Source organism: Gardnerella vaginalis (assembly GCF_001546455.1).
Taxonomy (GTDB): domain Bacteria; phylum Actinomycetota; class Actinomycetes; order Actinomycetales; family Bifidobacteriaceae; genus Bifidobacterium; species Bifidobacterium vaginale_B.
In genome coordinates, this window is the sequence record NZ_KQ956806.1 from 1 (window position 1) to 11,636 (window position 11,636).

The 11,636-nt window shown below is 36.5% G+C and carries 13 protein-coding genes; 8 read left to right on the plus strand and 5 right to left on the minus strand.

Features of this window, described 5'->3' with window-relative positions; genetic code table 11:
* Positions 1–816, plus strand: an 816-nt coding sequence (locus HMPREF3216_RS06515) for a hypothetical protein (RefSeq protein WP_196485410.1), incomplete at its 5' end; no start/stop codon positions are given.
* A gap of 541 nt (positions 817–1,357) precedes the next feature.
* Here HMPREF3216_RS06515 and HMPREF3216_RS00800 read toward each other — a convergent pair.
* Positions 1,358–2,755: a sensor histidine kinase gene (locus HMPREF3216_RS00800; RefSeq protein WP_060786508.1), complete on the minus strand. Its 1,398-nt coding sequence runs from the start codon at positions 2,753–2,755 to the stop codon at positions 1,358–1,360.
* A gap of 6 nt (positions 2,756–2,761) precedes the next feature.
* A complete protein-coding gene (locus HMPREF3216_RS00805) occupies positions 2,762–3,463 on the minus strand; it encodes a response regulator transcription factor (RefSeq protein WP_060786509.1) in 702 nt (233 codons plus the stop codon).
* Between the two features lie 139 nt (positions 3,464–3,602).
* Here HMPREF3216_RS00805 and HMPREF3216_RS00810 point away from each other — a divergent pair, with 139 nt between their 5' ends.
* Genes HMPREF3216_RS00810 through HMPREF3216_RS00820 form a run of 3 tightly spaced genes read left to right on the plus strand, consistent with a single transcriptional unit; the run spans position 3,603 to position 5,913 of the window.
* Positions 3,603–4,367, plus strand: a complete 765-nt coding sequence (locus HMPREF3216_RS00810; protein ID WP_004129738.1) for an ABC transporter ATP-binding protein — start codon at positions 3,603–3,605, stop codon at positions 4,365–4,367.
* A complete protein-coding gene (locus HMPREF3216_RS00815) occupies positions 4,364–5,089 on the plus strand; it encodes an ABC transporter permease (protein ID WP_016784736.1) in 726 nt (241 codons plus the stop codon). The genes HMPREF3216_RS00810 and HMPREF3216_RS00815 overlap by 4 nt, the downstream gene beginning before the upstream one ends.
* Positions 5,090–5,148: 59 nt before the next feature.
* Positions 5,149–5,913 (plus strand): ABC transporter permease, encoded by a 765-nt coding sequence (locus tag HMPREF3216_RS00820; protein ID WP_060786510.1) that lies wholly within the window; start codon positions 5,149–5,151, stop codon positions 5,911–5,913.
* Between the two features lie 506 nt (positions 5,914–6,419).
* On the opposite strand, the gene HMPREF3216_RS00825 is transcribed toward HMPREF3216_RS00820, so the two are convergent.
* Entirely contained in the window at positions 6,420–7,703 is a 1,284-nt protein-coding gene (locus HMPREF3216_RS00825; RefSeq protein ID WP_060786511.1) for an MATE family efflux transporter, read from the minus strand.
* A 170-nt stretch (positions 7,704–7,873) separates the two neighbouring features.
* Positions 7,874–9,067 carry a hypothetical protein gene (locus HMPREF3216_RS00830; RefSeq protein WP_060786512.1) on the minus strand — a complete coding sequence of 398 codons (1,194 nt, stop codon included), beginning with the start codon at positions 9,065–9,067 and terminating at the stop codon, positions 7,874–7,876.
* Between the two features lie 190 nt (positions 9,068–9,257).
* On the opposite strand from HMPREF3216_RS00830, the gene HMPREF3216_RS00835 reads away from it, so the two are divergent.
* The gene (locus HMPREF3216_RS00835) at positions 9,258–9,461 is read left to right on the plus strand and encodes a helix-turn-helix transcriptional regulator (RefSeq protein ID WP_004113289.1); all 204 of its coding nucleotides are present in this window, start codon (positions 9,258–9,260) and stop codon (positions 9,459–9,461) included.
* Positions 9,458–9,859 (plus strand): hypothetical protein, encoded by a 402-nt coding sequence (locus HMPREF3216_RS00840; RefSeq protein WP_060786513.1) that lies wholly within the window; start codon positions 9,458–9,460, stop codon positions 9,857–9,859. Before HMPREF3216_RS00835 ends, HMPREF3216_RS00840 begins: the two co-directional genes overlap by 4 nt.
* 23 nt (positions 9,860–9,882) lie before the next feature.
* On the opposite strand, the gene HMPREF3216_RS00845 is transcribed toward HMPREF3216_RS00840, so the two are convergent.
* Positions 9,883–10,527, minus strand: a complete 645-nt coding sequence (locus HMPREF3216_RS00845; protein WP_081090885.1) for a helix-turn-helix transcriptional regulator — start codon at positions 10,525–10,527, stop codon at positions 9,883–9,885.
* Between the two features lie 373 nt (positions 10,528–10,900).
* On the opposite strand from HMPREF3216_RS00845, the gene HMPREF3216_RS00850 reads away from it, so the two are divergent.
* Positions 10,901–11,206, plus strand: coding sequence for a type II toxin-antitoxin system RelB/DinJ family antitoxin (locus HMPREF3216_RS00850; protein WP_060786514.1), 306 nt, complete (start codon positions 10,901–10,903; stop codon positions 11,204–11,206).
* The gene (locus tag HMPREF3216_RS00855) at positions 11,203–11,535 is read left to right on the plus strand and encodes a type II toxin-antitoxin system RelE/ParE family toxin (protein ID WP_060786515.1); all 333 of its coding nucleotides are present in this window, start codon (positions 11,203–11,205) and stop codon (positions 11,533–11,535) included. Before HMPREF3216_RS00850 ends, HMPREF3216_RS00855 begins: the two co-directional genes overlap by 4 nt.
* Positions 11,536–11,636 lie beyond the last annotated feature (101 nt).

An 11,636-nucleotide genomic window follows, 5' to 3' on the forward strand; every position in this document is an offset into this window, starting at 1 on the left:
AACAAGTGGAAGATTGATGGAAACACTCCAGAGGGCGTAAGCGTTGATGAAACTAACGGTAAAGTCACTATTCCAGCAAACAAAATCAAAGACAATACTGATGTAACCGCTATAGATAAGAAGGGTGACAACACTTCCGACAAAGCCACTGGTACAACAGGAACTAACCCAACCACTCCTGAAACTAAGCCAGATGCTCCAACCGTCAACACCCCAGCAAACGGAGACGATCAAGGCTCAGCCACGATCACTCCAGCAGACGGTACTGATACTCTGGAAATCACCTATACGCCAGAAGGTGACAACACCAACCCAACCAAACTCACTGTCAAGAAAGGCACCGACAACAAGTGGAAGATTGATGGAAACACTCCAGAGGGCGTAAGCGTTGATGAAACTAACGGTAAAGTCACTATTCCAGCAAAGGAAGTTAAAGACGGTAGTAGCGTAACCGCTAAAAACTCTAAGAACGGTACCGAGAGCGACAACGCCACTGGTAACGCCGGAAACAACGACGGAAATTCTGGTTCTGGAACAGGCTCTGGAACAGGTTCTGGTTCTGATTCGGGCAACTCCACGTCTAACAATGGCGGTTCAGCTAGCGGATCTACTACTGGTGGTAGCAGCTCTACAGATTCCGGCGCTCAAGATAGCACCAACGAATCTACTAAGTCCGGCAACGAGGCTCCTGCAAAGCATTCGTCCCAATTAGTAAAGACTGGTGCTGAAGTGGAACGAGCAGGATTGATCAGCGCAATGATTGGTGTGCTGGGAGCTGCAGCAGCATTCTTCTCTCGCAAGAAGAATCGCGAGTAAAAAGTTCACCTACAAAATTAAACAAAAGTGAACCAATAATTGAAAATAATTAGAAAAAAGGAGCTGAGCCACAAACCCAGCTCCTTTTTCTATATCCCTGCTCACTTACACATACAAACTTTTGTATTGTGATTCAAAACATATCTTATTTAAGAAGAACCATCTTTGAATATATTCAAATAAGCGATAATAAAATATAAAAACAATTTTTGACAGAACTGCAATATAAAAATTGTTCTTAAACCACACTTCCCCACATAAACAGCTGGGTGCAGGGTGGGTGCAAAGTGTGTGCACCTTTTAACGTTAACATCTTGTACACTCAACCCCAGAGCGTTGATATCTTCCCCCATACAGCCAAACTGCGCTCAAAAACCACGCCGAGCCAGCCTAAAGCCGCCACACGCTAAACCTTTTAACGATAGCCCTCACTAAGCCTTGCTACACAAAGGCAAAATTGCACCCACCTAATCAGCCTTTGACATCAATACTATAGTCTCCACAATTAAGTGGAAAGATGTCATCCATCTACTGCCCATATTCAATTAAGCGGTATTGTTAGAGAGACCTTAAGCCCACCATGTTTGCTTTTACTTATATCAACCGTTCCGTTATGAGAGTTAATAATCTGCTGAACAATTAGCAGACCCAAACCATGCCGCTGTTCTGCAGTACTTGTATCGCAAATCATATAGTGCGGTGCATGATTAAGCTTTTCGATTTTTTCATCTGAAGCACCTATACCATTATCCTCAACGCAAATAATACAATTGTTATTATTTGCAGCAACGGATACATAAATCGTGCACCCATTTTCATTATGAGATATGCTGTTCTGAATAAGATTAGATATTGCTCGTTTTAATAAATCTTTGTCTACGCTAATATTGCAAACAGTCAATTTAGCATCTGTTTCCCATTTAATCGAAAACTCATCTTGCATACCCATATTCATAAAATCCACAACAACTTGCCTAACAACAGCAACAATATTTTCTTCTTTTTTCATAATTGGTTGCATATTATATTCAAGTTTTGAAGCCAAATTAAGGTCATTAATCAAATTCTTCATTCTTGCACTTTGCTTAATAATCATCGTCGCTTTTTTACGATCTTCTTGCGAAATATGGAGAGAATTTTCTAACTGTCCTGCATACCCCATAACCATAGATAACGGCGTACGAATATCATGTGAAACTCCAGCTATCCAATTCGCTCTTGCAGTCTCCTTTTTTCTCAATTGTTCTTTTTGTATTTGCAAAATATCGGAAGCAGAATTTATGTTAGATGAAATTTCTGAAAGTGCTCCTGTTTCTGGAATATGCACGCTTTCTCCACTAGATAAACGTTGTATCCCTTTTGTAATCGGATTAATTGATTTTAGTAGTTTTATATTAGCTATTAAATAAATTCCAAGAATAAGCAAAATGTTGATGAAGAATACGCTTAAAACAATCTGCGGAAAATTTGAGATTAAACTGTAGTTCCAACTTGGTCGCGTATGTTTCCAAAAGCTGTTGTGCGGAAATCCAACTACTACAACTCCATCCTTATTTTTGCCAGTGTAAGTTGGATAACCATCAATGTAACCAACGCTCAAATTAGCTATATCAGACAAAGTATAGTCGTTTGGAATACTCGCAGGAACATTTTCTGTTTTCCACACGACTTTCAACGTATTATTATCAATCAGAATTGCCCATGCGCCAGAATTTGTCAATTTGGAAGACATATTTTTGGATAATGCATAATCCCCACTTGCGGATAATTGTAATGCTTCTCCCGTCTCTTTTGCTATGCTATAAGGAGATATCTCTTTATCGGGAGCGTAATTTCCTATAAGTACAATAAACGCAATAATATTCATTAATACTATAAGCACAGAGCTTAGTAGAAAAATACTTATAAAGCGTTGTATTAGTTTTGGTATGCTTTTCATTCTGCTTTACTCCACAATCAGCTTATATCCTAAGCCTTTAACTGTTATTAAAGAAACAGGCTGCGATGGATTGAGTTCTATTTTTTCTCTGATACGACGTATATGTGCCATTAAAGAATTTTCATATCCAAAAGGATTAGCTCCCCATGCAGCTTCACATAACGCGTCAATTGTTACAATGCATCCAGCATTCCTATAAAGTGCAGAAAGTAAATCATATTCTTTGGCTGTGAGTGGAATATGTTCGTTATTTTTTATTACTTGGGCAGAAGAAAAATCAATCTGACTATTTTTCAGTTTAACAATGGGATTTTCGCTCTTGTAGCTTCGTCTTAAAATTGCCATAATGCGAAACGTTAGCTCTTTTGGAAGAAACGGCTTTATAATATAATCGTCTGCTCCTAAGTCAAATCCCTTAAACTTATCTTCATCTTCACCGCAAGCAGTAAGGAATAAGATAGGACAATCACTATATTGTTTTATCTGCTTCATTAACTCAAACCCATTACCGTCGGGGAGCATAACATCAAGGATTGCTAATTCTGGACGTAATTTTTGTGTTGCCTCTACTGCATCTTTTATACTTTTTGCAGTCGTTATATTATAAAAACCGTATTCGTTTAATATGGATACAACCATATCTAGAAGTTCCTGCTCATCATCAACAAGTAGCAGATGCTTGTTCAATAAATAATCATTCCGATTCATGGAGAACCCCCTAACATATATTATGCCATGTGAATATTCATTTTTTGACCTCGCATAAAAATGTAAGGTAGATGTAAGGTGAAGAGAATGTTGTAGAAAGGTTGACGCAATATCATAAATCCTGAAAGGAGATATTGCCATGAACAATATTGTTACAACAGAACATTTAACAAAAAAATACAAATCATTTATTGCTGTTAATGATGTTTCACTTCATATTCGCAAAGGTAGCATTTACGGCTTTCTTGGGCCAAATGGAGCTGGAAAATCTACAACAATGAAAATGCTCCTAGGGCTTACGGCTCCAACAAAAGGTGTATTTACAATCGACGGAAAGCAGTTTCCTGCCGATCGCATACCTATTTTGAAAGAAATAGGCTCATTTATTGAATCACCATCTTTCTATGCAAATCTAACAGGTAGAGAAAATCTTGACATTATACGTCGCATTTTAGAACTACCTAAGAGTGCAGTTGATGATGCATTAGAATTAGTGGGTCTTTCTGAGTTTGCAGACCGTCTTGCAAAAAAATATTCGCTTGGCATGAAGCAAAGGCTTGGTCTTGCTGGAGCATTGCTTGGTAGACCACCTATTTTGATTTTAGATGAGCCAACAAATGGACTCGATCCATCTGGCATACACGAAATCCGCAATCTGATTAAGTCGCTGCCAGATCTTTACGATTGCACGATTCTTATTTCTTCTCATATGCTATCCGAAATTGAGCTTATTGCAGATGATATTGGAATACTTAATCACGGACACTTGTTATTTGAAGGTAGTTTAGATGAACTACGACAGCATGCATTACAATCTGGTTTTGCTTCCGACAATTTGGAAGATATGTTCCTATCCATGATTGATGAAGACAATAAGATCAGGAAGCAGAGTGCAAGACTATGAAAACGCTTGTAATCGAACTAAAAAAATGCAAGAGAACTGGCTTTATAGCTCTTATGATTGCTATTGGCGTTATGGGAGCAGCGTACGCTTTTGTGAATTTTATTGTACGAAAAAATACATTATTAAACCTGCCTTTAGCTCCTATGGATATTCTTCTTACACAGCTTTACGGCATGATTATGGTGTTAAACATGTTCGGCATAATAGTCGCAGCATGCATTATCTACAACATGGAATTTAAGGGAAATGCAGTAAAAAAGATGCATATGCTGCCTATGAGTGTTCCTGCTATGTACCTATGCAAATTTATACTGCTGACTGTTCTATTACTAATCGCTATTTGCATACAAAATTTAGCACTTGCAAAAATCGGTGTAACAGATTTGCCACAAGGTACGTTTAATGTAAATACTCTTATATCTTTTGCTGCATATTCATTTATTACGTCAATGCCTGTATTGTCCTTTATGATTTTTGTATCATCACGATTTGAAAACATGTGGGTAACGCTTGGAATTGGTGTAGCAGGATTTTTAAGCGGCATGGCATTGGCTTCTTCAGACATTGTGCTTTTTATGGCATCACCTTTTATAGTTATGCTAAAACCAGCAGTTGCCATGAGCGCGCAACCTAATACTACGGTCGTAATCGTATCCATAGTTGAAACACTTCTGTTTTTATGTTCTGGATTGTGGGCGGCTAAGAACCTGCACTATGAATAAAAACACACACTATAAGTAAAAACTTGCACTATATAACTATGAATAAGGAGATTATGAAAATGAGATTTTTTGAACTTCTTAGAATCGAATTTAAGAAAGTAAAGCGTAGTAAAATTATTCCTTTGATTTTTATTGCGCCATTACTTGTGGTTGGATCTGGTGTAGCAAGCCTTCATAGCTACTTCACTCCAGAATATACACACGCATGGGCTGCTATGTTTATTCAAAGCGCATTAGTCTACTCATATTATCTGCTTCCGCTTAGTATGATTGTTGTTTGCGTGATGATTGCAGGACGAGAAACAAGCAATAACGGAATACTAAAAATGCTGGCACTGCCTGTTAGCAGATACGCGATTTCTGCTGCAAAATTTTGCGTACTGCTATTTTATTTGCTTATGGAAATGGTCGTATTTTTTGCTGTATTCGTTATAGCAGGATTGTTTACAACCAGTAGCACAGGAGTTACAGAAACGCTCCCAATTATGTATCTACTAAAATGGTGTTTAGATCTGTTTTTGACTATGATTCCAAGCGTAATAGTCATGTGGGCGATTACTGTGCTTTTTGAAAAGTCAATGTTATCCGTTGGATTAAATATACTTCTTGTAATTCCTGGCGTATTAATAGCAAATACTCCACTTTGGGTAGTTTATCCTTATTGTTACAGCGGATATATGATTTCCCGCTCTCTACATGCAGTTACATCAACAGGATTAGGAAACGGATTTAATCTTATACCATTTTTGCCATGTGCAATTGCAATATCTGTGTTTGTATTCTTGATTGCAATAACACAATTTGGCAAAAAAGAAATGAGATAACAAAAGATACTAAATAACAATGCAGAGAAATAACAAATGCAGATGTGAACCTAAAAAAACCGTCTAACACAACACTGTTTGTTTGCATGCTTTGTTTAATAAGATAAGCAATCAGTAAAACAAACACACACCCTTGTCTAAATTGATATGCACCCTCTTTACTGAACAAGACCAGTAAGGAGGGTATTTTTGCGCTATAGTTTTAAATTCAAATTGGAAAGTGAATATATAGATTACTAAAACAATTGCAGGATCCAGAAGAAAACAAAATGGATGCATCCCGTAAGGTACAGAATGGCAGCCATTTGTTAACCCCGTGTCAAAACATGTGTCCAGTTTTCTGGGTACATATCAACACAAGCAACTAGAGCACACAACTATGGATTCTACTATCTGGCAATCACTATCTGGCAATCTTCAGATACTCTTCGATTTTGGCATCCAACGATTCTGACATACAACCAATCTGACCTACTACCAATCAACCCTACTACCAATATGCCCTACTACCAATCAACCCTACTGTTCTTTGCAATTAGCCCAGTGCTATATTCATAAGTATAGGTGTTCTGCATATGAGCATCACTCGGCGACCAGCTTCCATCTGAAGATTTTGAAGCCTTAAACAGAATATAAAGACCACATTTTCCATCCTGAGAGTCCCTGTTATACTGCAGATAAGTAATGTCCGAACGGCTTTCACTCAGAACAAAATACATATCTCCCTTGGCGGTATAACTCTCCTTGAACGTAAATCCTTTCGCCGCAAAATACTTATCAAATATCTTAAGCGCTGCATTTCTTTCCTTCTTTGATTCTAAATCACGCTCAGCGGCATCATGCAAATCGGAATTTTTCTCTGGCTCTTCAACCTTTAATCTTGTATCTTTTAATCTTGTATCTTTCCTGTTATTGCGATCTATTCTGCTATACCACTCAGATTCACTTATTTTTGGATCAGTATCACTTGAATCTTTCATTGGTCGAAGATACTTAAGGAAAAATGGGCCTTCAGACTTATAAAGATAATACTCAAAAGGAGCATACATATCATCCACGTGCTCTGTGTATGTACCATTATCATTTTGTTTCACAGAATATCTGCCAACAATAAACAAAACGTCAAAAAATCCAAGACCTAAGATAATCAATACGCAAAGTAGAACAGATAGATAACGAAGTACAATTCTTATACCTATTTTCCGTATACGCGAAATAAGATAGAGATTATAGAAGACACATACAAGAGCAATCGTAATCATCCAAACAACTGGCATTGCCGCGCATATAACATACGCCCAAGTCTGTAAAAGCCACTGATTTGGAAGACGTACTGCAGTTATTTCAAAGAATGCAGTTAGAATACCACTTAACACAAAAAAGCAACAAAGAATCAGCGAGATTCTACCCTTCCACCGTTGCTTGCCATAGCTAAGAAAAGATTTGTTACAATCTACATTTGCACTACGAAAACGACTGTGTAGATTGCGCTGCCAAATAACACAAATAACCCAAATAAGAGACGCTACAACAAGAAGCAGAATTGCAAAACAATAAGTGATCCATCCAAAAAGCTGTAGCTTATTGGACGCCATAAAAACAGTTCCAATAATCATTAAGATGGAAAAGATTTCCGCACTCGGCTGTAAAACCTTATACTTGGGCAATTCCTTATTTGCACTGTTAAGGTTCTCACATATTTGCTCATGTGATTCACAATATAGTGGATTTTTCTCCTCTCTTGGAGTATGTTCCTGCTTTTCCTTCTCTTTCATCGCTGAATCTGACATTTTTCTGTTCCTACATTCTGTTTCCTATATTGCGCTTACGATTTACAATTGTTCTAATTATTCCAGTCGCTTAGTCTGTTCTCTTCTCACGTAAATAACCGCGAGTATTTGGGCTTCTTTTCTACTCTCATCAACACAACGTTTTCTCACAACACGAAACAATATATAACTTACAACAAATATATTTTTTCTTTATCAACACATATTTGCGAAGTACGATTGTAAATTTGAGTTATATTCTCCATTTTTTCCACAAACACTTTTGTTTCCGGATCACGCAAAACAGAAAACTCCTTCACTGCTTTTGCTACCATTGCATTAGCATTTTCATGTAATCCATTTCCTTTATCTTGTAAAAACTCATCAACAGAACCATCTTTAACTAAAGGAATACCACCAATTAGCTTACCAACAGCAGTACCAGCAGTACCCATAGCTTTCACAACGTTGACTTCCACTTCCGAATTACCAAGTTTTTCTAAATATAAAGAGCTTTTTTCAAATTTCTCACAGTAGTCATCAGACAATTTCTTTATCTCATTTTCTGCATTACTAATGTACTCTTCCGAAAAATTACCACTTAACATTATTTCCATCAAAGATGATAGAGAGAAAATATACAACGACAATCTGTAATACTTAAACTTTTTCCCTAAATCAGACAACGTCGAATTTACGTTACTTTTATACACAATAAACTTCTTTAACAGAAGAATATCAGTAATCTTTTTCTGATAAGCAATAATGTTCTTTCTAGCACGATTCTTAATATCGATAACAAGCTTATGATTATTCGTAACAGAAATTTCATTATCCCAACTGCACTTATAAGTAGAAGCAATCCCCATCAATGACTCAACATCTGCCTCAATCTGTGACTCATTCTCAACTTCCATAAAGGTAAGTATCTTTTCCTGCGTCTCTTTAATCTTTTTCATATCTTTTTCAATAGAATAAATAGCCACAGCCATCATTAAAAGAGCAGGATTAAACGCAGATACTGTTTTCATAGAACCTTGCAAAGACTCCATCTTTGAAATCTGCATCATTCTAGAGCCACCATCAGCTTTTCTTAAAGATCCCCATAGATTCCCATTTTTTGCGTATTTTAGAGTATCACCTGCAGCTTTATTAGCAATCTTATAAAAATCATCCGTAGGAATGGTTATTGTTTGAGTAACTGTATTACATGCAGGAATTAATGACGATAAACCAGATCCGAAATTCAATAATTCAGATACGGGAACACTTAATACTTTATTGTTGTTATTAGTAAAATCTTTAACATCAACAAGAAGTTTTTCAGTAAAATCTACTAATTCATTTTCACTGTTACTTACAGAAAGCTCACTACTGTTACTCATAAGAACAATACTATCTGAAATAGTATCTGAAAGAAAATTATACTTCTAGTTTCCTACTCTCTTAAATACTATGAAACTTTACAAACAATATTATCGATATTAAATCCAACGGAAAGCTACCTTGACATTTACTCTCGAAAAGATTATCCTATATGTAAAGCTAACTTTCCATTAGAAAGGAGAATGTAATGTGAAAAATAGACTTGAACAAATTAGAAAAGAAAAAGGCATAACCCAAGAAGAACTTGCTGATGCACTCGAAGTATCAAGACAAACAGTCGGTTCTCTGGAAAATGGAAGATACAACCCGTCAATCATATTGGCATACAAAATTGCTAAGTACTTTAATTTAACAATCGAAGAAATATTTATCTACGAGGAAGATAAAAAATGAAAAACAAAAAAACCCAGAATTTTTGGTACATAGGTTATGTAATAGGTATTTGCGGATTGATTCTTGCACTGGCTCTTAAACTGAACGAATCCGCAGAAATTGCATTGTCGGTTGTCTTTGTTGCGATTATCTCACTTTCACACGTAAAAATCATGCACTATAAGATGATCGAAAAAGACCACAACTACAAAATAAATGTGAACGATGAAAGAAACGAGAAAATCAAAGATAAAGTAAATGCAACAATGGCATTCATACTGATGCACCTAATGGGAATAATTGCCATAATTGCATTTATAACAAAAGCATATTTACCAGCTGCTCTTTTAGCTATTTCAGTCGCCTTTTCTCCATTAATCATGTTTTTTATCAACAAATATTATGAGAAAAAATATTAAAGCCAGACCCACCCACCCATTTACTACTTATTACGAAGCAAACCAACTTTCATAAATTCTTTATCTCCAATACGGAACTTTTTACTATTAAACGCCACTCCCATAATTCTGCCAATAATATACTCATCAGTTATAAGCACGAAATACTGCTTATCTTTTTTATCCACCAAATAATACTGATCAGCCCCAAGAGTGGAAACAGCTTTACTGAAATCATATATGCCAAACAATGGCAATCCTCCAAGGAGAGTAGAAAACCATCCAACAAAATTATCCACCATTTTCTCAGATGAACTGCTATAAGTCTTAACAACAGTTAGCATATTGATTTCTGAGTCAGGATATTCATCTAGGACAATCTGCTCTTTAACTTTCGACTTCTTAAAACCGCTCAACCTACCGTCGAAACCATATTTATTGAGATTAATAGGCTTCTTAGTAATAGAAAAATCAACGCTATTGTTCTCATCCAAAAGATAATCAACACTCACGCTTAGAGCAGATGCAATAAATTTCAGATTCTCTATATCTGGCAAACCCCGATTCGTTTCCCATTTTGCTACAGCAGCACGAGATACCATCAATAATTCCGAAAGCTCCTCCTGCGTCAACCCAGCTTCCAGACGAGCCTTTTTAATTTTTTCCCCCAAAGATATAACACTACTCATAACACAACTCCTTTCAAATCACTTATTACACATCATGAAATTACTTGACGGAAACCAAATTAGTATTGAAACATTTGATTTATATACCGCCTAATTACAAACTAACAAATAATTTACAACGGAAAAAGAAACAAGGTGAAACACTATAGTTACCAACTGTAACAGCATAATAAATCAAATAAATGAGTGCACCTTTTAACGATAGAAGCGAGATATCGCAAAAGGTTTAAGATTGGCTTAATAGCTTGATTTTGAATACGAAGATACAACGATGTGAAGTCATAATCTGAATAGTAGTTAAACTTTTGCTTGCATATGCTTGCATATGCTTGCAACTATTTTGTAAAATGAGAGCAGAAAGGACGCAAACACAATGACAAACACAAACGCTGTATATGCAAGAATCGATACAAATCTTAAAGAAAACGCTGAAAGCATATTGAACCAGCTTGGAATAACACCATCTTCAGCAATCCAAATGCTTTACAGCCAAATCGTTTTACAAAAAGGTATGCCATTTGAACTCCGCTTGCCAGTTAATACGCCTACTGCTTTAGGTAGCTTAACAAGAGCCGAACTGGATGCAGAATTACAAAAAGGCTTAGACTCTCTAAAATCTGGCAAACAATATAGTGCAGATGAAGTAGACCAATTCTTTGCTAAGGAATACGGCGTATGAGCACAACCTATAGCGTCATTTATTCTCCGCAAGCGTTCCTTGATCTCACTGGGCTATACGAATACATTCGCTTTAATTTACAAGTTCCAAAAACGGCGGAAAAACAAGTCAACCGCATTAAGCATGCTATACGTTCTCTTAACACTATGCCTATGCGATATCCGCTTGTAGAGTGGGGACCCTGGCATTCTGTGGGAATACGCAGAGTTCCAGTCGACAACTACACTGTTTTCTACAAAGTAGACGAAAACCAAATGACTGTAACAGTTATTCGCATATTCTACTCAGGCAGAAATATAGAAAACATTGTTAACGACCCAAACAATTAATGCGCGATTTGGGATAGAAAAGTACTGGTAGTATATTTACACTTTTTGAGTGCACACTATGGATAGTGTGTGCACCTTTTAACGATAGAAAAATATCGCAA

Excerpts from the sequence above, each read along its gene's own strand:
- HMPREF3216_RS00810 (WP_004129738.1), top strand. The coding sequence starts at position 3,603 with ATGAACAATATTGTTACAACAGAACATTTAACAAAAAAATACAAATCA.
- HMPREF3216_RS00820 (WP_060786510.1), top strand. The coding sequence starts at position 5,149 with ATGAGATTTTTTGAACTTCTTAGAATCGAATTTAAGAAAGTAAAGCGT.
- HMPREF3216_RS00840 (WP_060786513.1), top strand. The coding sequence starts at position 9,458 with ATGAAAAACAAAAAAACCCAGAATTTTTGGTACATAGGTTATGTAATA.
- HMPREF3216_RS00815 (WP_016784736.1), top strand. The coding sequence starts at position 4,364 with ATGAAAACGCTTGTAATCGAACTAAAAAAATGCAAGAGAACTGGCTTT.
- HMPREF3216_RS00825 (WP_060786511.1), bottom strand. The coding sequence starts at position 7,703 with ATGTCAGATTCAGCGATGAAAGAGAAGGAAAAGCAGGAACATACTCCA.
- HMPREF3216_RS00830 (WP_060786512.1), bottom strand. The coding sequence starts at position 9,067 with ATGAGTAACAGTAGTGAGCTTTCTGTAAGTAACAGTGAAAATGAATTA.
- HMPREF3216_RS00845 (WP_081090885.1), bottom strand. The coding sequence starts at position 10,527 with ATGAGTAGTGTTATATCTTTGGGGGAAAAAATTAAAAAGGCTCGTCTG.
- HMPREF3216_RS00855 (WP_060786515.1), top strand. The coding sequence starts at position 11,203 with ATGAGCACAACCTATAGCGTCATTTATTCTCCGCAAGCGTTCCTTGAT.
- HMPREF3216_RS00850 (WP_060786514.1), top strand. The coding sequence starts at position 10,901 with ATGACAAACACAAACGCTGTATATGCAAGAATCGATACAAATCTTAAA.
- HMPREF3216_RS00800 (WP_060786508.1), bottom strand. The coding sequence starts at position 2,755 with ATGAAAAGCATACCAAAACTAATACAACGCTTTATAAGTATTTTTCTA.
- HMPREF3216_RS00805 (WP_060786509.1), bottom strand. The coding sequence starts at position 3,463 with ATGAATCGGAATGATTATTTATTGAACAAGCATCTGCTACTTGTTGAT.